Genomic DNA, 22,462 nt, shown 5'->3' with positions numbered 1-22,462 from the left:
TAATTTCTTTTATAATTTATTTACTAAAAGTGCAAAGGTTAAAGATAATGAAAGTTTTTAAAAGAGCAATTAGACCAGAAACCTGTATATCATTCCTCTACATCTACCAAACTACTTGGGGAACAGCTGGGGATATTTGTTTAATTCGTGAATCTGTAGCCGATACCAGTATGTCGAAGTTTGTAGGACATAAACTAGAACTAGCACTTCCCAAAGGAATGGAGCGAGATAATTTAGCAGGTTTACCAATTATCAAAGTTGCAGGTCATGTTGGTGACGGACATCCTAAAGATCCCCATTCTGAATGGGAAGCTTATGAAGGTGTAGATAAAGAAATAGTGCTTGCTGCTCTGCATCCTTGGGGTTTTAAGTTAATTGAATTTACTTAACAATATTTGAGCTAATTAAGGAGGGTTAATAAAAGTTCAGTAATTTCTGACCATCACCAGATCAATCTGAGGAAATGTCCATATAATGACAACAACAGTTGCCAAAATCATTACCATAGAAGAATTTTTAAAGCTGGGTTTTATTGATGAGTCACCAGCTTGGGAATATATTAACTCAGCAGCAATTCAAAAACCGATGGGTGGTGGTAAACACAGTTTATTACAAAAACGTTTAGTTGGAGTAATTGACACAGCAACAAGTAATTATGAAGCATTTCCAGAACTGCGTTGTAGCTTTGGAAACCGTTCTGTAGTTCCTGATGTAGCAGTGATTAATACTGATCAAATACCATTAGATGAAAGTGGTGATATTGTTAGTAGTGGGATTAATTTTGCCCCAGATTGGGTAATTGAAATACTGTCACCTGCACAAAGTCAAACTAAGGTAACTGGCAATATTTTACATTGTATTAAACATGGTACAAAACTGGGATGGTTGCTTGATCCAAGTGAACGTTCAATTTTAGTTTATCAACCTCATAATTTACCAGATTTGTTAACAGGAACAGATAAATTACCAGTTTTAGAAGGAGTGAATTTAATAATCACAGTTGAGGAAGTATTTCATTGGTTACAAAGGAAAAAGTGATAGATTTAACCATCTGAACTCGCTTGATTATTCAACCAAATAACCAAATCATTCATACTGGTAAAATCTAACAATGCTAAACCTAAATTCTCCAAATTTTCCACAGATAACTGATTAATTTTTACTTGTAAATCCTGACTAACTCCACCTATACGCCGTTCAATTATACGCATAGTGTAATTTAAAGCCTCCTCATAGCGCACTTCTTGATAATATCTGGTATTTATTAAATCACTAATACTAAATATTCTTGCTAACTCCTGGGGACTGAGACGGGGTAATTTATAGGAAACAATAGTCTGAATTAAATCTAGCAAATTTTTTTGCAATCTTTCATCCGGTAAATCTGACCTAGCTTTTGATAATAAAGTTATCGCTAAAGCAGTAACTTCTTTTTCCTTATCTTTTTGAAATTGTACCTCTACAAAATAAATAGGTTGTTCTTTTTGATTATTTGTAGGTAGAAATACACCATCAATTCTAAATGCTGTTTGTTTGAGTTCAACAGACCCAAAATTATAAATATCTGCTTCACTAGCTGGTAAATTTATCAGTTCAAAAAAAATTGAGGTCAAGTTTGAAAAATGCGATAAAAAATAGAATCAGTTTTCATGAATATTTCTATTAAATATTTTGTAAATATTGATTGGGGAAGAACTATGAAATATACTACAATAGTAGTAATGCAAAATATCATATTAATTTCAAGACACTAAAATTTAAACTATGAATCCGCGATTGGTTGATTCCCTTGTACAAGTAATTGAGGCACTTTCCCCAGAAGAAAGAAAACTTTTAGAAAGTCGTCTTAAACTAAACGCAGTGCAGAAAACGCCTGGAGTTTGTGGTGGTCATGCTTGTATTCGTAATACCCGCATTCCTGTATGGGTATTGGTTTCGTTGCGTCAGCAGGGAGCAAATGAGGCAGAATTGTTGCAAAATTATCCCAGTCTGACATCTGAAGATTTAACAGCAGCTTGGAATTATTATGAACAACATCGCTCAGAAATTGATCTCACCATAACTGCTCAAAACGAGGATGATTGATGGTGAGATTGTATGCTGATGAAAACTTTCCTCTAGAAATTGTTCGACAATTGCGGCAGATGAAATATGATGTGCTTACTTCCTATGAAGCAAGACAAGCAAATCAAGGTATTCCAGATGATGAAGTTTTGGTGTTTGCAACTCAGGAAAAAAGAGTTTTACTGACATTAAATCGAGATGATTTTATTGTACTTCATCAAACAGGAATTTATCATAGTGGTATTATCATTTGTAAAGATGACCGGGATTATTTAGGACAATCTCAAATACTGCACAATTGCCTGAGTGAAAATCCAGATTTTACTAATCGGCTAATTCGGGTCAAAAAAAATAATCAACCTAAATCTGGGATTCAAGTTTTTGTTTTTCAAGAATATAATATATAGCCAATTAGTTATAATAAAATCACCCGCTACATTCAAAAATCATGAAGCAATTATCACTTTTTCCTGATCATCAAAACAACGAAATATTCTCTGAGATAAATCAAAAAAATGAAACATCCTATCTGGAAATTAAATATAATATTCCTGATAATTTACCCAATGGTTCTTATATTTCTCTAGAGAGAAATTCACCAATAAAAGTTTATTCATTAGGATTTCAACCTGCAAAAACAATTCCTGAAATTCCTGCTTGGTTTTTACAGAAATACACTACAAAAAATGCAGTAGTTCTTGAACCATTTGCAGGTTCAGGAACAAGTATAATTGAAGTATTGAAATTAGGCAGAAAAATTATTTGGTCAGATAATAATCCTTTAAGTCAGTTAATTTGTAGAGTTAAAACTTCTCGCTTACCACTAATTGATATTTTGGCAAAGTCGCAAACAATAGTCACAGAATCATATCATCAAGAAACTGTACAACATAGTGTTGATTTTAGTAATAAAGATTTATGGTTTCAAAAGGATGTACAAGTAGGATTGGAAATTATTAAAAGTCAAATATTATTATCTAACCCAGTTTATCAACCCGTTTTATTACTAGCTTTAGCATCCACAGTGAGAAAATGTTCTGATATGAATGAAGGAATGATATTAGCTGCAAGACGTTCTCATGTCAAAGAAATTCCCCAAAGAAATCGTCAGGATGTATTTAAGTATTTTCAGTTTTATGTTGATAAAATTATAGAAGCACTTTCAGAATGGTATCAGTTTGATTGGGATGATAGTGATATTCAAGAAGTACCATCACAAGATGCGAGAAATTTAGATAGAAATTGTTTATGTGATGCTGTAGTTACTTCTCCACCGTATATTAATGCAATTGATTATATTTGGGCGAGTAAATTTGAGTTACATTGGTTAAATTTAGTCAAAAATAATCAAGACAGATTAAATTTAAGTTCTCAAGAAATTGGTACAGAAAGAATTTCCAGTGTTGAATATAAACAACTGGGGAAAACAGGAAATAATCAGCTTGATAATTTGATTATAGAAATATTTAATGGAGATAAGTATAAAGCGAGTAAAGGACAAAATCAATTAAGAGCGAGAGTAGTTTATAAATATTTTATGGATATGCAGCAACATTTTCATAGTGCATATCATCAATTAAAATCAGGAGGTTATTATTGTTTTGCAGTGGGAGATGTGAGTAAGATTTGTGGAGTTGATATTCCTGTAGCTGATTCATTAACTGATTTTGCCACAAATTTGGGATTTAAAGAGGTTTTTAGATTTCATTTATTATTGAAAAATAGAAAGTTGAATATTCCTAGAAATGTGGATTGGGCAGGAACAATTAAACATGATACAATAGTAGTAATGCAAAAATCTTGATTAAAATTACCTAGTAGGTTATATAAATATCAAGCAAGACAATGTTAAATTACTTTATATTGTCCTGCGTTATTTTCTAGAAAAGTTTTGACATCAATACCAGAAATCTGATGAATAAAATCCATACTTTCTTGTCCTGTTAAAACTTGCCAATTAGCTGATTTACAAGCAGTAATGGCAGCAGGTAAGTTATCATTTCTCAATATTAAAAGTATGGGAACATATCCCTGTTTAGAAAGATATTTACTATATCTAATAAGTTTCTTATGCGTTGCATCTTCACCTGAACCTATTCGATATTTAGTGTCAATTGCATACTTTCCAACAATTAAATCACATGGTTCACTATGTTTACCACCTTCTTCTATTTCGATTTTGAAAGGTTGTTTAAAGTCTGGACAGTGATACTTACAAATTGCTGTTACAATTTTCTGCCAACACCTTCCCAATTGTGTTCCCCAATACTGACCATTTTTCGCTTAGTTTCTGCTGTCAGAGAAAAAACATTCATTAATATATCAGATTCATTATTTTCATCTGCATAAACTTTATTGATAAAAGAATTTTGATACTGGGATAATATCGTAGAAAGTTCAGTTTGTAAATTAGAATCCATTTGACAATCATCTCGATAATCCGAACATATAACTTACCACATTCTTAACTTTCTCTTTCTTCCTTTGCGCCTTTGCGTCTTTGCGTGAGAATAAAAAATATAAACTCCCCCTCCATCAAACAACGAAGGGGGATAAAAACCTAAGCAGTAAAATACTTCGCTACAGGGTGATAAGCAATAATTGCCGTCGTAGACTGTTCAGGATAAAGTTGTTCACTTTCATCCATATACATCTTCATCCTGTCAACATTTAACAACTGCAACTGTGTATGTTGGTCTTGAATATTCGGACAAGCAGGATAACCAAAACTGTATCTAGAACCTTGATAACGCTGCGCCAAAATATCCCGAATATTATCAGGTTCAGAATCACCAAAACCTAACTCCCGGCGGATTCTAGCGTGAGTCCATTCTGCCACAGCTTCCGCAACCTGTACCGCCATACCGTGGAAATACAGATAATCAGTGTATTCATTAGCAGCAAATAGCTTTTGTGCAAACTCCGTCGCAATTTCTCCCACAGTCACCGCTTGCATGGGGAAAACATCCATAATTCCCGAATCCTTTGGTGCAAAGAAATCAGCAATACAATATCTTCTCCCAGAACGCTGACGGGGAAACTCAAAACTAGCAACTCTTTCTGAATGATTTTCCACATCATAAATATGCAAAGTATTACCCTCAGACTGACAAGGGAAATAACCATAAATCACCTGGGGATGTAACAAGTTTTCCGCAATAACTCGTTGTTTCCAATCTTCTAAAACTGGATAAACCTTTTCAGCTAAAAACGCCTGATATTCCTCTTTAGATTGTTCCTTGGGTTTGCGGAATTGCCACTGTCCAGCAATTAAAGCTTGCAAATCTAAATACCAGAATAACTCCTCTAAAGAAATATCACCAGGTTGTAAAAACTTAGTTCCCCAGAAAGGAGGTGTGGGACGTTCAATATCTACTGCAACTGCTTCTGAACGACGGGTATCTATTTCTTTGGGTTCAGCAGGGACTTTCTCTTTAACAGTTTTTTCTGTGGTTGCTTTATGTCCATTACCGTTACCATTGGTGGATTCTTCAGTTTCCAATTCATCTAAGAAACCTTTCAAATCATCCCAATTACCACCTGATTTTGCTGGCATTAATTTATCCATAAAATGCAAATCAGCAAAAGCATCTTTACCATAAACTACCTTACCGTTATAAGCATTTTGGCAATCTTGATGTACAAACTTAGGAGTTAAAGCCGCACCACCTAAAATCACAGGAACAGTAATTCCCTTTTCATTGAAAGCTTGTAAATTGTCTTTCATGAAAGCAGTGGATTTTACTAATAATCCACTCATAGCAATACAATCAGGTTGATGTTCTTCGTAGGCTTTAATGATGTTTTCTACTGATTGCTTGATACCCAGATTAATCACCTTGTAACCATTATTAGAAAGGATGATATCTACTAGGTTTTTACCAATATCATGGACATCACCTTTCACCGTAGCAATCACAAAAGTTCCCTTGGAATTATTACCAGATTCGGATTTTTCCATGAAGGGTTCTAAATAAGCTACCGCCGCTTTCATGGTTTCCGCTGACTGTAATACAAAAGGTAGCTGCATTTGTCCAGAACCGAACAATTCACCTACAACTTTCATCCCATCTAAGAGAAAAGTATTGATGATTTGTAAAGGTGGATATTGTTCTAAAGCTGCTGCTAATTGTTTTTCTAAACCAATTCTTTCCCCATCAATAATATGACGTTTTAACCGTTCTTCAATTGGTAAATTTTCATCAATTCCTTGGTGACGTTTAGCTTTTACCCCTTCAAATAATCTTGTCAATTCACCCAGGGGATCATAAACGCAAATATCACCATCAAATTTACGTTTGTCATAAATCAAATCACGACAAACTTCTTGATGTTTAGGATCAATTTTGGCGAGGGGTAAAATCTTATTAGCACTGACTATCGCCCCATCCATACCAGCTTGCATAGCTTCATGCAAGAACATGGAATTTAACACCATCCGCGATGCGGGAGTTAAACCAAAGGATATATTAGATACACCCAACATGATATGACATCCTGGCAAGTTTTCCCGAATCCGGCGAATTGCTTCTATGGTTGCTTTACCGTTTTCTCTGTCTTCTTCAATCCCTGTAGAAATAGGCAAAGCCAAGGTATCAAAAAATATTTCTGTACCAGGTATTCCATACTCTACAGCTTGACGGTAAGCACGTTGGGCAATTTCAAACTTTTTATCCGCTGTCCGCGCCATGCCATCTTCATCAATTGTGCCAATGACGACACCAGCACCGTATTTTTTGGCTAATTCTAATACCTTTAAAAATCTAGGTTCGCCATCTTCGTAGTTGGTGGAGTTGAGTAAACACTTACCACCAGCAACTTTTAACCCTGCTTCCATTTTTTCCCACTCAGTGGAATCGAGCATTAAAGGTAAGGTGACATTATTAACAATACGAGAGACTAACTCGTGCATATCACGCACACCATCCCGTCCCACATAGTCAACGTTAATATCTAGGATGTGTGCGCCTTCTTTTACCTGACTTCTGGCCATGGAAACCAAACCATCCCAGTCTTCAGCGTTGAGTAAGTCACGGCATTTTTTAGAACCACTGGCGTTGAGACGTTCACCAACTATCAAGAAAGAATTATCTTGTTCGTAAGGTTGAGTTAAGTAAATTGAAGCGGCAGATGGTTCTAAACTTGGTTGTCTAACTTTTGGTTTTAACTCTTTAGCAATTTCTGCCAATTGTTTAATATGTCCTGGTCGTGTCCCACAGCAACCCCCAATCACTTGGACACCCAAATCTTCAACAAAGTGGTTTAACGCCATACGTAGTTCTACAGGCGTAAGTTTGTAATGTGCTTGACCACCAACGTTTTCTGGTAAACCGGCATTGGGAATACAGGAAACGATAAAAGGCGAATGTTCTGATAAATACTTGATGTGTGGTTTCATCAAGTCTGGCCCAGTGGCACAATTTAAACCGAGAATATCAATGGGATAAGGTTCTAAAATTGTGAGTACAGCAGCAATTTCTGTCCCTACTAACATTGTCCCCATACTTTCCATAGTTACGGAAACCATGAGAGGTTTTCTTTCCCCTTTTTTGGCAAAAACTTCCTCAATTGCATTTAATGCTGCTTTAATTTGCAGAACATCTTGACAAGTTTCCACCAGAAATAAATCTACACCACCATCAAATAAAGCTTCTGCTTGTTCAGCAAAAGAAGCTTTCATGGTGTCAAAATCAATATGTCCTAAAGTGGGAAGTTTGGTTGTTGGTCCCATTGAACCAGCTACAAAGCGAGGTTTTTCCGGTGTAGAAAATTCTGCGGCCACACTTTTAGCTAATTCTGCGGCAGCTTTGGTGAGATAGTAAGCCTGGTGTTGTAAATCATACTCTGCTAAGACAATGGAAGCAGAACCAAAGGTATCAGTTTCGATGACATCTGCACCCGCAGCGAGGAAGTCACGGTGAACTTTCGCTACTGCTTCGGGTTTTGTGTGGACTAAATATTCATTGCAACCTTCGTATTCTGCCCCTCCGAAGTCCTCGGCTGTCAGGTTTTGGGTTTGCAGGTTAGTTCCCATTGCACCGTCAAAGACGATTACAGGACGTTCTGGACTGTGTATGTGTTTAAGAAAGGAATGTGTCATATTTTTCCAGTAATTTACGTCTATTCTGATAATACAGCAGCTATCAGCTAATAGCGGTCAGCGGTCAGTAGTAAAACTCTTTCGGTGCAAAGCATTTGTGATTGAGATTTGTACCTCATTTGCCGACAATATGCTGTATGTAACTTAATTTATTATTTTCCAGGATTTTGATCAGTTATGCAGATTTTCCAGAAAAAATATAAACAATATGTGAAAAAATCAACTAGAAGGTGTTGTCTGCTGACAAACTGATGTATTTAGGGATAAATTTTTGGTGTAATCCAATATTATAATATATGAGTGTCTTCCTGGCTAAATTTTTAGCTAGATAAAATAGAATCATAAATAATAATTAACCGCAGATAAACACAGATAGCAAATAGATAATTGAATTAATTTTATGATTATGTACAGCTTGATATAAAATTAGCATTAAACATTTTTTATTAATGATTTATGTTATCAATAGAATTAATTATAGGAATGCTATTTTAGCTTTTAACAGATAACCTATACATATAACATCTTTATTCCCTATTTATTATGATGAGATTTAGAGACTGGGCTACTCGAGTAATGCTAATTTTTTTATTGTTTGCATCTCTGATATTAGCTCTGATTGTCGGTGGTTCTAGAAAAGTTGAAAATAATGCTATGACATCACCTCCTGATACTATCGTTGGGAATCAATATCCACAAGCTTTATTTCGCGTAGAAACAAAAACAGATACACAAACAAAAAATTCACCTAATTCGGCCAATTTGTATCAACAACCTTTACAAAAATCTCCAGCACCCAGAAATCAAACAAATCAAGTTGTTAGTCAATATGTTACTACTGCTACTTTTACTGACTATAAACCTAATTTAGCTGCGGCGACTATAGATCCTAGTAATTATGGTGAAAGATACACTCGTGATGTCAATGGTGTACTTTTACAAAATCAACCAATAGTTGTTCTTCATGAAACTACTAATTCTGCTGCTAGTGCAATTAATTTTTTTAGAAATAATCATGTTGATGAAAATGTCCAAGCTAGTTATCATACTTTAATTGCTCTTGATGGTACGGTGATTTATTTAGTACCTCCAGATAAACGGGCTTTTGGTGCGGGAAATTCGGTTTTTCAGGGTGTTAATGGTATAGAAACTGTAAAAACAAATCCTGATTTACCACCTTCTGTCAATAATTTTGCTTATCATGTTTCTCTAGAAACTCCTCCTGATGCTTGGGGAAAAAGTAATATTAAGGAACATAGCGGTTATACGGAAGAACAATATAATTCTTTGGCTTGGTTAATAGCTCAAAGTCAAGTTCCTGATGATAGAATTACTACCCATCAGGCTGTGGATGTGGCTAATGGTAAGGTTGATCCTTTGAGTTTTGATTTTGAGAGGTTTTTTAATAAGTTACATAGTTTTAGGGAGGTGAAAAGTTTTAGTAATTCATAGTTGGTAATTGGTAATTGGTCTTTTAAAAATAAGGTAGTCTGATGGCGCATCTTTTGAGATTATCTGGTTTTGTACGGAATAGTGCAAAATTTGAGTAGACTTGATATCTGGATAATTATTTTGAATAATTGCTTAATATATGTTTCATATCGGGATTTTTGCTAGTAAATTTTTATAGGTTAAGATATTTTTTGTTAATTATCTTAAATATCTAAACTGTTCTTGTGTTTTTGCTTTAGTAATGATATTATTCCATCGTGTTGCAACCCGGGAATCAACAAACAAAAGTTAGTAAATAGAAGGAAAATTCATGTCAGACATCAAAAAACTTGGTCAATCTTGGATATTTAATTGGTTTTTTGGATTTAGCGAGATCCCTACAGATGAGGATTGTTGCATTTATATGAAATCAGTTTTATGTTGCGCTAAAGGAGATGGAGTTCTCTCAAGCAAAGAAAAAGATTGGGCTATTGGATTCTGTGCATCCTGGGGAGTAGCAGACTGGGTAATTGAAGAGCTAAAAGCATACGAAGCAGATGAAGATATAAAAGAGGTAATTGCTCGCTCTCCTCAAGTATCTATCGCACAAAGAGATTTACTTCTCACAGCAATTAGAGCTTCTGCTGCTGATGGAGAACTTCATGAACAGGAAAAGAAAAAAATTCGACAACTGGCTTCTATTATAGGGGTAAAAGAAGAGATAGTAGAGCAGTTAGAGCAACTACACGAAGAAGAATTAGTATTACAGCAAAAGCGTGTTAGGCTCCTATATCCGGAGAAAAGCCCTTATTAATAATCTACAGATAAGTAACTATATTCAACTCCAACGCTAAACAATTCAAATTTTGCTGATCTGCTTCTTAAAATTTAAGAAAATTTAGAAGTAATAACTTTGAATTAAGGCAAAGTATATGGGTTGGAAATTTTGGGCGTTACATAAATATGGCATTGTTTGGTAATCGAACTCTTTGAAAAGTTGTTCAAATGGAACTAAATTATTCCATGATTTTGCAACGCCTCATTTTTAAAAGGATAAGCATTATATATGACATGATATTATTTGTAGTTTGACTTCAGCATACAGAAAAAATAAATAAAATAAAATAAAATAAAAATAAATAGCTCTAGGAATGAAACCAGAGCTATTTTGAGAATACAACAAATTTTACTTATTAAAACTATAAATCTGCTGTGTCTGCAAGCGATCGCCTAATGATGAAGGTAACACATCAGCAGTAAATGATTGGCGATCTAATTGTACTTGTAAATTACTCAGAGGATCATTACCCGACGAAACTAGAAATTCCAATTTATGCACATAAGGTAAATCTAGTAAATTATCCAAAATTTGCCCAATAGCTTGCAGGTAAGGATGACCTTTTTGTTGATACCAATTAGCATCAGCAACATTAGCTTGATCAAAACCTAAATGTACGGTTAAAGATGGTTTGTCAAATAAAGCAGTTCCTAATGGTCTAGCTTCTTCCTGTAATAGTAAATGATTAGTTTTTGCTAAGTATCTTATTTTCTCTAAACGTTCATAACGTTTTGTCACTGACTCTGGTTCATCTTCCCAGTCTAATGCTACTGTCACCAGATAAGTTTGTAACAACATATGCCCTAACTTCTTGGCTTTAGTAGCTAGGTAATAAGAGTTGAAATCATTAGCTTCTATCAACAAAGGAACACGATCTACAACTTCTAAACCATAGCCCTTTACCCCAGCAATTTTACGAGGATTATTGGTAATCAGACGTATTTTTTTAACACCCAAATCCATGAGAATTTGCGCCCCCATGCCATAATCACGCAAATCAGCCGGAAAACCTAAACGTTCATTTGCTTCTACTGTATCCAATCCCATATCTTGCAGAGAATAGGCTTTGAGCTTGTTAATCAAACCGATTCCTCTTCCTTCTTGACGCAGGTAAACAACGACACCTTGACCAGCATTTTCAATCATTTTTAATGCTGCTTTTAATTGCATTCGACAATCACAACGCAAAGATCCCAAAGCATCGCCAGTTAAACATTCTGAGTGCATCCGCACCATCACAGGTTCATCACCGAATTTAGCTGGATCACCCTTGACAATGGCAACATGATCTGAGTTGTCTAAGGTGTGACGGTAGCCATAAATATCAAATTGACCAAATTCACTCGGTAGTTTAGTCACAATTTCTCGATAGACCAGGCGATCATTTTGCAGACGATAACTAATTAAATCTGCAATGCTGATAATTTTCAGGTTATGGACTTTGGCATATTCAACTAACTGCTGTAATCTGGCCATTGAACCATCGGGATTTTGAATTTCACAAATCACACCAGCAGGGTATAGTCCGGCTAATCTGGCTAAATCTACCGCAGCTTCTGTATGTCCGGCTCGTTTTAAAACACCACCAGCTTTAGCCCGAATGGGGAAAATATGTCCAGGACGACGCAAATCTTCTGGTTTTGTGACTTGATTAAGAGCTACCTGAATAGTACGAGAGCGATCTTCTGCTGAGATACCTGTGGTTACTCCTAGATTAGGCCCAGCATCAATGCTGACAGTAAAAGCGGTTTGGTTGGTATCTGTAATATTACTCACCATTAATGGTAAGTCTAATTCATCTAGGCGATCGCCAGTCATGGCTAAACAAATCAACCCCCTAGCTTCCACCGCCATAAAATTAATCATGTCCGGGGTGGCAAATTGGGCGGCACAAATTAAATCCCCTTCATTTTCGCGGTTTTCGTCATCTACTACCACGATGGAACGACCCGCTTTCAGGTCAGCTAAAGCGGCATCAATCGAATCAAATTTAAAGGTTTGGTTATTATTAGGCTGTGACACAGAGAATTTCCAGCTACAAACGTAAATTTTTTTAACAATTTCTTATTTTAAATTGTAGCCTGTTTATCGGAACTAAAGATTCTGCTACTCTCAAATCAATAAACTGATCGTTGCCTATCCAGTAAGTGAGTAACCTTAACAGGAGTTAATCTTGAACATCAGGCATTCTACAGAATCTGACCGACCTAAAATTACTAATGTTTATATAGATGCCTTTGGCAAAGATAAAGGTGATGAAATAGCGGAACTTGTCAACCAGTTACTTGATGACGAAACAGCAAAGCCTGTTCTATCTTTAGTAGCTGAAATAGATGGACAGGTGATTGGTCACATTCTATTTACAAAAGCTTACCTTGAGCCTGAAAATGATCAGGTAACAATTCAAATACTTGCGCCATTGGCAATTTGCACCGCTCTTCAAAGTCAAAGTATCGGTAGCCGAATGATTCAAGAGGGGTTAAAACAGTTAAAAAAATCTGGGGTAGATTTAGTTTTCGTGTTAGGTCATCCCAGTTACTACCCAAAGCATGGGTTTAAAACCGCAGGTATTCTTGGCTTTGAAGCTCTTTATCCCATCCCTGAAGAACACGCAGATGCTTGGATGGTTTGTGAATTAACACCAGGAGTTATTGGCACTGTTAAAGGTATAGTCCATGTTTCCAAGTCATTAGGCCAGCCAAAGCATTGGCAAGAATAAATTATTTGTAATTCGTAATAATTGAACTAGATAGGATCTGGTATAAGTAGTCGTGCAAAATAAATTTCATATTTAGGGAAGGTGACAGGTGACAGGTGACAGGTGACAGACAAGAGATACAGAGATTTCTATTGTTTTCCTAAATGTGCAATTAATTTTGCCCAGGTACTTATAAACTAAATCTTTTTCTTTGGCGTTCTCTTCACGTCGCCATAGTTGAGGATATCTACTAGATAACTCTAAGGGAATTAATTCATGTAGTAAATAACCAATAATTTGTGGACTTGGAAATATATCTTTTCCTATTTTATATCCGCGACTGGTAATACTAGATGCAAATATTTCCTCCCATACGCTAATGACAATTTCATATATTTCATTAACATCTAACGGATGTTGTTCTATAAGTTCTTTGGTTTTATCTGCCCACTTTTCAACAGGAATACCAAAATAAGGAGATACCATTTTTTAATCTAAACCTTTTAATAACTCACTGGGTGACATTCCCAAGGCGTGAGCAATACGAATAATGTTTAATAAAGCTAAGTTTCTTTCACCACGTTCCACACCACCGATGTAGTTGCGATGTAGTCCAGATAGTTCTGCTAACTGTTCTTGTGAAAGACCTTGAGCTTTTCTGATGGTGCGAATGTGTTCACCAAATTTTCGCAGTTGATTATTTTCTGTCACATAGAAAACATAATCTTTACAGGAGTTGATTTTCTACACACTATAAGTGTGATTTTTGGTAAATATATTTCCCCAATGCCCAATGACAATTGAGGATATTTAAGTTAAAAGACCATCTTTGCTATACAATGCAGCGAAAGTTCAATAATAATATGTTGTCACCGATGAGCTAAAAGCTTGATTGTTGATAGCTGAAAGTAAATTAACAAAAGCGGATAAGGATTTGAGAACATGGGTAATTTAAGACGCGTACCAGTCGGAATAGTTGGCGCGTCAGGTTATGGCGGAGTGCAACTAGTCAGACTCCTGATGGATCATCCAGAAATTGAAGTAGTATATTTAGGTGGTGAAAGCAGCGCTGGTAAAACATTCGCTGATCTCTATCCCCATTTGGGGAATATAGTTAACTTAAAAATTGAAGCGGTAGATTCAGAACTCATCGCTAGTAGATGTGAAATAGTATTTCTATCTTTACCCAACGGTTTAGCCTGTGATATTGCTCCTAAACTTATAGAAAAAGGCTGTAAAGTATTAGATTTGAGTGCTGATTATCGTTTCAGTGACTTAAAAACTTACACAACTTGGTATGGTACAGAAAGGAAGGATCAAAGCGTTGCCGAAACAGCAGTTTATGGTTTACCAGAACTATACCGCGATCGCATTGCCGAATCAAATTTGATCGGTTGTCCTGGTTGTTATCCCACAGCCAGCTTACTAGCACTATCTCCCCTTTTAAAACAAGGATTAATTATCCCAGAAACAGCCATCATTGATGCTAAATCTGGTACATCTGGTGGTGGTAGACAAGGAAAAATTAACCTGTTGTTAGCAGAAGCAGATAACTCTCTGGGTGCTTATAACGTCGCCCGTCACCGCCACACCCCAGAAATCGAGCAAATTTGCAGTGATTTAGCCGGACATGAGGTGAAAGTCCAATTTACACCCCATTTGATCCCAATGGTAAGGGGAATATTAGCCACCGTTTACGCTACCCTCAGAGATCCCGGTTTAGTGCGTGATGACTTGATTACAATTTATACAGCATTTTACCGTAATTCCCCTTGGGTAAAAATCTGTAATAGTGGCACATATCCCCAAACAAAATGGGCTTGTGGAAGCAACTCCTGCTATATAGGTATAGAAGTTGATCCCAGAACAGGAAGAGTTATTGTCATGTCAGCCATTGATAACCTGATTAAAGGTCAAGCGGGACAAGCCATACAATGTATGAACATCATGATGGGTTGGGATGAAAGTTTAGGTTTACCCAAAGTTGGGTTTTATCCATAAATTGGGCATGGGGCATGGGGCATTGGGCATGGGTAATAGAAAAAATGTGTTTCAATCACCAATCCCCAGTCACCTGTCACCTGTCACCTGTTTCTACTTAGGACCTAAACCAACAGTACCGGCATAAACGGCGCGATCGCCTAATTCATCTTCAATTCTCAATAAGCGATTGTATTTAGCAACCCGTTCACTACGACACAGAGAACCGGTTTTGATTTGTCCAGCGCGAGTTGCTACAGCTAAATCAGCAATTGTTGTATCTTCAGTTTCACCGGAACGATGGCTAATAACTGAACGGAAACCATTACGAGTCGCTAAATCAATGGTTTCCAAAGTTTCAGTTAAAGAACCAATTTGATTTAACTTAATCAAAATCGAATTGCCAGCTTTTTGTTCGATCCCTTTTTGTAAGCGGGTGGCATTAGTTACAAATAAATCATCACCTACTAACTGCACCTTAGAACCAATTTTCTCAGTCAGTAATTGCCAACTTTGCCAGTCTTCTTCATGTAAACCATCTTCAATGGAAACAATAGGATATTGATCCACCAACTGACCTAAATAATCAATAAACTCAACAGGGCTATGGGGTTGACCATCATAGACATATTGCCCGTTTTTGTAAAATTCACTGGCTGCTACATCTAAAGCTAAAGCTACCTGTTCACCGGGTTTGTAACCTGCTTGTTTAATAGCAGCTACCAGCAATTCTAAAGCCACTTGGTTAGATTCTAGGTTAGGTGCAAAACCACCTTCATCACCCACACCAGTTAGCAAACCTTTATCATCTAGAACCTTGCTGAGAGTTGCAAATACTTCCGCACCCCAACGCAAAGCTTCTTTAAAAGAAGGCGCACCGACGGGGACAATCATAAATTCTTGGAAGTCAACGTTATTAGCAGCGTGCGCTCCACCGTTAATGACATTCATCAACGGTACAGGCAGCAGATTTGCTAAAGGATCACCTAAATAGCGATACAGAGGAATATCTAAAACTGCTGCACCTGCTTTAGCTGCTGCGAGGGAGATTCCCAAGATGGCGTTTGCACCTAAATTAGCTTTGTTCGGTGAACCATCTGTAGCAATCATTGTCCGGTCTAATAATTCTTGGTTGAGGGCATCTAACCCAATTAATTTTGGTGCTAATATTTCATTGGCATTTTTTACCGCTGTGAGAACTCCTTTACCACCGTAACGGCTTTTATCGCCATCTCGCAGTTCATGAGCTTCAAATGTACCTGTGGAAGCACCGCTGGGAACTTGCGCTAATCCCATTGCACCCCCAGCTAGATGCACTTCTGCTTCTAGGGTGGGTCTACCCCTTGAGTCGAGGATTTCGCGGGCTACAATAGCTTCAATAGCTGTATCTAGGTATTTCGTCATTCTGGCTTACTCCTTCTATCTCTATCGTGTTTCAGGGAGGTTGAAGACTTTTCAAGTCCTGAACCAACCGCTAGTTTATGTGTTTCTGGGGCAAAATAGATGGATATTAAAGAAGATTTCCAGTATCAGGAGATCGAGGAGTTGAGGGAGTCAGAAGAATTCAGAAGAATAAAGAACTAATTTTTCTCCCCCTCACCCCCTCTCCCTATTCCCTAACTCCTAAAATATGCGGGTTTTTGTTGTTTTTGTGGTGCGGCTAGTTGTAAGATAATTTCTAGTAACCAAGGGGCAAGGTTTTGACACCAGACGGCTAGATGAGATTGCCAACCCACTAGGATTTCTGATTTGTCTTTTTCCAGTCCTGTGATTAGTGCTTTAGCTACTTGTTCGGGTGTCATGGGGGTGACTCCACGAAATAGTTTAATGTCTCGCACCATGTCTGTGTCTGTCAGGGTAGGAAGTAGGGCAACAACGCGGATGTTGTGTTCTGCTAGTTCCCTGCGTAAAGCTTGGGTAAATCCTAAAATTGCAAATTTGGTAGCTGAGTAGGTGGACATTGTTGGCGCTGCGACTTTTCCCATCAGGCTGGAAACGTTGACGATAGTTCCCTGTTTTTGGCTGGCCATGCGTCGCGCGATCAGGTTGGTGAGGGTGTACATCCCCAATAAATTGACGGAAAGTTCTTCTTGGACTTGGGGTAGTTTGGTTTGCAGAAATGAGTTTTGGTGTGCAACTCCGGCACAGTTGATGAGTAAATGAATCGGTCCATAGTTGCGCCACAGTTGGGCGATCGCAATATTGACGCTGACTGGTTGGGTGAGGTCTAGGGTGATGATGGTGGTTTCTGTTCCCAGTTGTTCTATTTCTTGGGCTACTTGGGCTAATTTTTGGCGATCGCGTGCTACTAATATTAATCTCTTCATTCCTTGCTGGGCTAATTCTAGTGCGATCGCTCTCCCAATTCCACGGGAAGCACCTGTGATCAGAGCAACTTTACCTTGAATCTTCATCGGTTTTCACCTCCAAATTTTCCGCCTTTCCTGTCTTTTTTTGACTATCTCCAGGTCAGACGATGAATGGTAATTCTATTTACACGAGATTTTTCTATGACTTATTTGCAATACCCCTCCATTGCTGATCAAGTAGAAATTTCTCGTTACTACAAAAGGTTTGTCATCACTATTGACTGGCAAGGCATATATAGTGCATCGGTTTTTCCTCTCTTTGATCCGAGCTTTTACCAGTACGTTGACAATACACACGTTAGCAATGAAATCAAGGGATTGCAATATTTTTTAATAAGAATTTCTTAACACTTGTTTACAAGGTTATATTATATATGCGGTGCTGTAGTGAGATAAGGTTTAATTAATACTTAGCGATCCCCGTAGAGATTCCCTGACAATTGGTTGCATAAAATAAAAATTTAATCGCGATCAAATGTAAATAAGCGCAAAATTTATAAAAACATATTATATAATTGATAATTTTATTTGATAGTAAATTAGATTAATAGATTGTGATTTAGTAAGCCTCAAATCTTCGACTATCGTAGTGAAAGGTTAGGAATGTATTGTCATCGGCCAAAATTCCTAAAATGATATCGAGGTTTTCTCGAAAATAGGGACTACCAGATTCATCATCACTGATAATAGGTTGATCGAGTATTTCGACAACAATAGCTGGTTGATGTTGATATGGAAATTTGCGATTTTTCAGGTTTGCTTTCCATTTAACTAATTGTCCAACTTGAAAAGTCTCTTTTTTGAGGAAACTTTGACAAGCTGTTTGTAGTTGGGTTATATATTCTGCTCCATAAATTTCCTTTTCTGTAGCAATTTCTTCTTCGTCTTCTTCAAAATTGTCATTTTGGAGAGATTTCACCAATGCACTAATTAAGTCTTGGCTTTGATTTTGGTTTTCGCTCATAAAATCTATTTTTCACTCCTTATCAAGAATAGGCTAATTTAGGAATTTTTGATTGATATTCTATTTTACTACTCTTTTTAAATAATCTACTACTTATTTTACTAGGAGTGGAAAAAATGTAATTATTGTGTTTCTTTGATGCTAACTCTTGTAGAGCAAACCTGATTTCTTTACTGATTTTTTCTAACAACTGAGTTTGACGGAATCTGATTTCTTCTTTATTTTTTACTCCTTCAACTACATAAAATATTTTAGGAGGTAATAAATTATAACTAGCGGGGACAACATCGAATAACCACCAGTCAAACAACTCCCGTCTACCATAAGAACCGGGGAAAATGGCATAACCTTCTAAGCAATCATCTAAAATATTTAAAATAGATTGTAAAGACTGATCATAATTAATAACTTTAATTGCATTATAAAAAACATCTAATGCTTCATCAAGTATTTGAAAGTTTGCTATTTCTTTCTCAATAGAAGAACTCTGATTTCTTGAGATAGCTTTTAAGAATTCTTCGGTACTAAATTCACCAACATATTGTTTTGTATTATTAATTGAACTATTAATTATAGTAATAAATCTATTCGCTATCAAATTAATAATATGTTTTGGCAGCAAATTTTTGGGCTGATAGTATTTTAAAGTAGGCTCTACAACTAGAGTTAAGATCAGTGTCATCCAGAGGTAGCGAAGATGAGTTAAGCTTTCATTATTATCTGACAGTGATATTAAGACTTCCTGTAATGTATCTTCCAATGAAACTGTACCATCAGAGTCTTCTTCATATAGTTCTTCATAATGTTCTAACTTAATTTTATTAAACAAAATTTGAATTTTTTCCGGTATATTCAGTTGTGATAAATCTGTTTTTAGATTCCTAACTTCTTTTACTATTAATACCATAAGTCTCACATCCTTGTAATTGTTTCAATATGATGATTATTGATATAATGTTTCGAGTCTATGATTGAACAGGTGGATATGGATAATTCCAAAAGACTTCTAAATTTAGATTTGCAAACTTATCCTGGAATTGTTTAATCACGCCTTCACAACTTTGGCATGGTTGTCGTTCAGTGTAAAGATAAATGTTTCCTTGTACATGAATATTATATGACTTTTCTAGAGTCTCTGCTATTTCAGATAATACCTTATATTCTGAATCTGTATCCATTAAGTGTCCACTATAAGGATCAATTGTTGGCTCAAATTGTCCTCCTTTTGACTTTAGCTGAGGTTTTTGAGGAATTGGACTTTTTTTGCCCCCTTTAGCAGTTGCACCTACACAAAAAATTATATTACTCTGAATATTTATTTCAGCAATTGCAACATTACTGTGAGGATATTCTCTTTTTAAGTATTTTGCTCTAATTTGAGCAGCAGATTCTTGCAGCCTCTCCTTGATCAGATTTTCATCTTTATAGTTGAAATTATCTTCCGTATTTGTCATGTGATGATACTAACACCACTATGGGGCGTTATTTCCCTGGTAACATAAATAATAAATCATTAATCTAACATCCACAACAAAAACAGGTATCAAAAAATGGTACGTTTAAAACCCTGGCAATTGATCATCCTCATCTCACCCGTAGCAGTAATTATTACCTTCCTCCTCATATCAGCAGGAATACAAATTCACACTTGGGGATTAAGTTGGATTTGGGCTATTTTTACGATTATATTTGTCGGTTGGCGGTGGTTATTAGTAAAATGGACAAAACCCCCAGTTAATCAAATGGAAAATGTCTTTGCACAAGTACAAAAAGAATTAGAATCTAGCAACGAAAATAATATAGAATCTATAGAAAAAGACAAAACCCAAAAAATAGAAACAGCATTAAAACAAGTTATTAATGATGCTGAAAATGACCCACCAATTTGGGAAGACTTACAAACATTTTGGCAAAGATGTCAAGAATTAGTAATTGCAATTTCTCAAATTTATAACCCAGAAGTTAAATATCCACTTTTAAACATTTATATCCCCGAAGTTTATGGATTAATTCGCGGGACAGTAGATGATATGGATAAATGGATGGGTAAGTTATCCCCTGTTCTCAATCAAGTTACTGTTGGACAAGCTTATCAAGCATATCAAACATATCAGAAACTAGAACCATCAGCGCGGAAATTTATCAAAGTTTGGAATTTTGCTAAATGGTTTCTAAACCCTGTATCTGCGGTCGCCAAAAAATTAAGTGCAGGTACAAGTAACCGTGCTTCCCAAGAACTATTAATCAACCTCAATCAAGTATTAAGAGAAGCTGCTTTTAGGAATTTATGCCAACAAGCGATCTCTCTTTATGCAGGTACGAAAATTGAACTATCTACTCCCGAATTACCCCAACCAAAAACCCAAACTTTACGGGAACTTCTCACCCAAGCAGAAACACCAGAACAGGTAGAAAAAAAACCTGTGAATATTTTAATTGTTGGTCGTACAAGTGCCGGAAAAAGTAGTTTAATTAATACACTTTTCCAAACAGAACTAGCAGCAGTTGACGTTTTACCTAGCACAGATAAAATTAAAACCTACAATTGGGAAACCGAAACTGGAGAAACTTTAAATCTTTGTGATACTCCTGGTTATGAACAAGTAAACCGGGAAGATTTGCGAGATCTAGTTATTGATTATGCCAGAAAAGCGGATTTATTATTATTAGTAACTCCAGCTTTAGATCCCGCTTTACAAATGGATGTAGATTTTTTAGAAGACATTGAAAAAGAAGTTGAGGATTTACCCATTATTACCATTGTTAACCAAGTAGATAAACTGCGTCCGATTCGAGAATGGCAACCTCCTTATAATTGGGAAACAGGAAATAAACCCAAAGAAATTTCAATTCGGGAAGCGACAGGATATAGAAGTCAACAGTTAGGAACTTTCTCTAATTTAGTTTTACCAATTGTTACCAACGATGTAAAAATAGGTCGTAATAGTTGGAATATAGAATCATTATCTACAGGATTATTAGCAGCAATAGATCCGGCTAAACAATTACGACTCACTCGCTTTTTACGGAATCTAGAAACTCGGATTAATGAATCTGCAAAAATCATTGATCGTTACACATTTCAAATGACAACCACCCAAGGAATTACCGCTTTTTTAAAAAGTCCGGTTTTGCAGTTTATTTCTACCTTATCCACAGGTTCACCTAGTCTTGCTTATTTATTAGCGGAACAAATTCCAGTGGAACAATTGCCGATAGTAATTGGTAAATTGCAGATGGCTTATGATTTGTTTCCCATTTTAAATACAGATGTTGATAAAACTCGCAAATTTGATTTGTTATCTCTTTGGCCTTTGTTGTTAGAAAATGAAGGAAATCCTGATAGTAATGCTTGGGCTTTTGGTCATGCGTTGATAGAATATTGGACAAAGGATTTAACCATTGAAAAAACACGGGAAAGATTTAATTATTATCTTCAGCAGGTTTAATGACATCCCCGATTTCTCCCAGAAGTCGGGTACTCATCTATTTCCTATCTGCGTTTATCTGCGTTACATTTTAATGTCCTAACCGCCTTGTCCATTGCTATAGCTCCTTTAAACACAAAAACCTATCCATTAATTCAAGTATTATCTGTGAAAAAAATTCTGATAGCAGAAGATAACCGCGTAAATCAAAAAATTTCTATGCGGATTTTAGAAAAATTAGGCTACTCCCCCGATGTAGTCAGTAATGGTAAAGAGGCAATATTAGCATTGCAAAAACAATTCTATGATGTAGTATTCATGGATATACAAATGCCAGAAATGGATGGTTTAGAAGCAACCAGAAAAATTTGTGAATATTGGCAATCGCATGAGCGTCCTGTTATCATTGCTATGACAGCTAGTGAGGAAGAAAGAGACAAAGAATCTTGTTTACAAGCGGGTATGAATGACTACATTTCTAAACCTATTCGGATAGAAACAGTACAAATAATGTTAGATAAATATTTACACAATTTTGGTAATACTTAATTAATAAGATAAATTAATTTGGAAAGAAAGTTGTGTACTTG

The 22,462-nt window shown here is 36.2% G+C and carries 23 protein-coding genes; 11 read left to right on the top strand and 12 right to left on the bottom strand.

The window, feature by feature from the left end; translation table 11 throughout:
* Window positions 1-47 precede the first annotated feature (47 nt).
* Both WJM97_RS20115 and WJM97_RS20110 read left to right on the top strand, forming a co-directional pair.
* A complete protein-coding gene (locus tag WJM97_RS20115) occupies window positions 48-389 on the top strand; it encodes a hypothetical protein (protein ID WP_353930533.1) in 342 nt (113 codons plus the stop codon).
* Window positions 390-474: 85 nt separating this feature from the next.
* Window positions 475-1,038 carry a Uma2 family endonuclease gene (locus WJM97_RS20110; RefSeq protein WP_353930532.1) on the top strand — a complete coding sequence of 188 codons (564 nt, stop codon included), beginning with the start codon at window positions 475-477 and terminating at the stop codon, window positions 1,036-1,038.
* A gap of 5 nt (window positions 1,039-1,043) precedes the next feature.
* Here the strand turns inward: WJM97_RS20110 and WJM97_RS20105 are convergent, their stop codons facing one another.
* On the bottom strand, window positions 1,044-1,613 hold the full coding sequence (locus tag WJM97_RS20105; RefSeq protein ID WP_353930531.1) for a DUF2887 domain-containing protein: 570 nt from the start codon (window positions 1,611-1,613) through the stop codon (window positions 1,044-1,046).
* A gap of 151 nt (window positions 1,614-1,764) precedes the next feature.
* Between WJM97_RS20105 and WJM97_RS20100 the strand changes: the two genes are divergently transcribed.
* From WJM97_RS20100 to WJM97_RS20090, 3 genes are read left to right on the top strand one after another with little or no spacing between them, the layout of a single operon-like run.
* Window positions 1,765-2,085 carry a DUF433 domain-containing protein gene (locus tag WJM97_RS20100; protein ID WP_353930530.1) on the top strand — a complete coding sequence of 107 codons (321 nt, stop codon included), beginning with the start codon at window positions 1,765-1,767 and terminating at the stop codon, window positions 2,083-2,085.
* Window positions 2,085-2,471 carry a DUF5615 family PIN-like protein gene (locus WJM97_RS20095; protein ID WP_353930529.1) on the top strand — a complete coding sequence of 129 codons (387 nt, stop codon included), beginning with the start codon at window positions 2,085-2,087 and terminating at the stop codon, window positions 2,469-2,471. Before WJM97_RS20100 ends, WJM97_RS20095 begins: the two co-directional genes overlap by 1 nt.
* 41 nt (window positions 2,472-2,512) lie before the next feature.
* On the top strand, window positions 2,513-3,868 hold the full coding sequence (locus WJM97_RS20090; RefSeq protein WP_353930528.1) for a DNA methylase: 1,356 nt from the start codon (window positions 2,513-2,515) through the stop codon (window positions 3,866-3,868).
* Window positions 3,869-3,912: 44 nt separating this feature from the next.
* Here WJM97_RS20090 and WJM97_RS20085 read toward each other — a convergent pair whose 3' ends face one another.
* The 3 genes from WJM97_RS20085 to metH all read right to left on the bottom strand — a co-directional run bounded on the left by WJM97_RS20085 (window position 3,913) and on the right by metH (window position 8,164).
* Window positions 3,913-4,317: a hypothetical protein gene (locus WJM97_RS20085; protein ID WP_353930527.1), complete on the bottom strand. Its 405-nt coding sequence runs from the start codon at window positions 4,315-4,317 to the stop codon at window positions 3,913-3,915.
* Entirely contained in the window at window positions 4,290-4,484 is a 195-nt protein-coding gene (locus tag WJM97_RS20080) for a hypothetical protein (RefSeq protein ID WP_353930526.1), read from the bottom strand. Before WJM97_RS20080 ends, WJM97_RS20085 begins: the two co-directional genes overlap by 28 nt.
* A gap of 140 nt (window positions 4,485-4,624) precedes the next feature.
* Window positions 4,625-8,164 (bottom strand): methionine synthase, encoded by a 3,540-nt coding sequence (gene metH, locus WJM97_RS20075; protein ID WP_353930525.1) that lies wholly within the window; start codon window positions 8,162-8,164, stop codon window positions 4,625-4,627.
* A gap of 546 nt (window positions 8,165-8,710) precedes the next feature.
* Here metH and WJM97_RS20070 point away from each other — a divergent pair.
* A complete protein-coding gene (locus WJM97_RS20070) occupies window positions 8,711-9,616 on the top strand; it encodes a peptidoglycan recognition family protein (RefSeq protein WP_353933232.1) in 906 nt (301 codons plus the stop codon).
* 310 nt (window positions 9,617-9,926) lie between these two features.
* Window positions 9,927-10,409 carry a TerB family tellurite resistance protein gene (locus WJM97_RS20065; protein WP_353930524.1) on the top strand — a complete coding sequence of 161 codons (483 nt, stop codon included), beginning with the start codon at window positions 9,927-9,929 and terminating at the stop codon, window positions 10,407-10,409.
* A gap of 372 nt (window positions 10,410-10,781) precedes the next feature.
* Here the strand turns inward: WJM97_RS20065 and ribBA are convergent, their stop codons facing one another.
* Window positions 10,782-12,455, bottom strand: coding sequence for a bifunctional 3,4-dihydroxy-2-butanone-4-phosphate synthase/GTP cyclohydrolase II (gene ribBA, locus WJM97_RS20060; protein ID WP_353930523.1), 1,674 nt, complete (start codon window positions 12,453-12,455; stop codon window positions 10,782-10,784).
* Window positions 12,456-12,606: 151 nt separating this feature from the next.
* On the opposite strand from ribBA, the gene WJM97_RS20055 reads away from it, so the two are divergent.
* Complete coding sequence (locus tag WJM97_RS20055) at window positions 12,607-13,152, top strand: N-acetyltransferase (RefSeq protein WP_353930522.1); 546 nt, start codon at window positions 12,607-12,609, stop codon at window positions 13,150-13,152.
* A 72-nt stretch (window positions 13,153-13,224) separates the two neighbouring features.
* Here the strand turns inward: WJM97_RS20055 and WJM97_RS20050 are convergent, their stop codons facing one another.
* Both WJM97_RS20050 and WJM97_RS20045 read right to left on the bottom strand, forming a co-directional pair.
* On the bottom strand, window positions 13,225-13,617 hold the full coding sequence (locus tag WJM97_RS20050) for a ScaI family restriction endonuclease (protein ID WP_353930521.1): 393 nt from the start codon (window positions 13,615-13,617) through the stop codon (window positions 13,225-13,227).
* A gap of 3 nt (window positions 13,618-13,620) precedes the next feature.
* Window positions 13,621-13,842, bottom strand: coding sequence for a helix-turn-helix transcriptional regulator (locus WJM97_RS20045; RefSeq protein WP_353930520.1), 222 nt, complete (start codon window positions 13,840-13,842; stop codon window positions 13,621-13,623).
* 231 nt (window positions 13,843-14,073) lie between these two features.
* Between WJM97_RS20045 and argC the strand changes: the two genes are divergently transcribed.
* Complete coding sequence (gene argC, locus WJM97_RS20040) at window positions 14,074-15,132, top strand: N-acetyl-gamma-glutamyl-phosphate reductase (RefSeq protein ID WP_353930519.1); 1,059 nt, start codon at window positions 14,074-14,076, stop codon at window positions 15,130-15,132.
* 93 nt (window positions 15,133-15,225) lie between these two features.
* On the opposite strand, the gene eno is transcribed toward argC, so the two are convergent.
* The 5 genes from eno to WJM97_RS20015 all read right to left on the bottom strand — a co-directional run bounded on the left by eno (window position 15,226) and on the right by WJM97_RS20015 (window position 19,898).
* Window positions 15,226-16,515, bottom strand: coding sequence for a phosphopyruvate hydratase (gene eno / locus WJM97_RS20035; RefSeq protein WP_353930518.1), 1,290 nt, complete (start codon window positions 16,513-16,515; stop codon window positions 15,226-15,228).
* Window positions 16,516-16,727: 212 nt separating this feature from the next.
* A complete protein-coding gene (locus WJM97_RS20030; protein WP_353930517.1) occupies window positions 16,728-17,525 on the bottom strand; it encodes an SDR family oxidoreductase in 798 nt (265 codons plus the stop codon).
* A gap of 514 nt (window positions 17,526-18,039) precedes the next feature.
* Complete coding sequence (locus WJM97_RS20025; protein WP_353930516.1) at window positions 18,040-18,444, bottom strand: hypothetical protein; 405 nt, start codon at window positions 18,442-18,444, stop codon at window positions 18,040-18,042.
* Window positions 18,445-18,466: 22 nt separating this feature from the next.
* On the bottom strand, window positions 18,467-19,351 hold the full coding sequence (locus tag WJM97_RS20020; RefSeq protein WP_353930515.1) for a hypothetical protein: 885 nt from the start codon (window positions 19,349-19,351) through the stop codon (window positions 18,467-18,469).
* Window positions 19,352-19,409: 58 nt separating this feature from the next.
* Window positions 19,410-19,898 (bottom strand): deaminase domain-containing protein, encoded by a 489-nt coding sequence (locus tag WJM97_RS20015; protein WP_353930514.1) that lies wholly within the window; start codon window positions 19,896-19,898, stop codon window positions 19,410-19,412.
* A gap of 96 nt (window positions 19,899-19,994) precedes the next feature.
* Here WJM97_RS20015 and WJM97_RS20010 point away from each other — a divergent pair, with 96 nt between their 5' ends.
* Both WJM97_RS20010 and WJM97_RS20005 read left to right on the top strand, forming a co-directional pair.
* Window positions 19,995-21,893 carry a GTPase family protein gene (locus WJM97_RS20010; protein ID WP_353930513.1) on the top strand — a complete coding sequence of 633 codons (1,899 nt, stop codon included), beginning with the start codon at window positions 19,995-19,997 and terminating at the stop codon, window positions 21,891-21,893.
* Window positions 21,894-22,040: 147 nt separating this feature from the next.
* Entirely contained in the window at window positions 22,041-22,421 is a 381-nt protein-coding gene (locus WJM97_RS20005; protein ID WP_353930512.1) for a response regulator, read from the top strand.
* Window positions 22,422-22,462: the final 41 nt, after the last annotated feature.

This window comes from Okeanomitos corallinicola TIOX110 (genome assembly GCF_038050375.1).
Lineage (GTDB): Bacteria > Cyanobacteriota > Cyanobacteriia > Cyanobacteriales > Nostocaceae > Okeanomitos > Okeanomitos corallinicola.
This window is presented reverse-complemented; position numbering and strand designations above follow the sequence as displayed.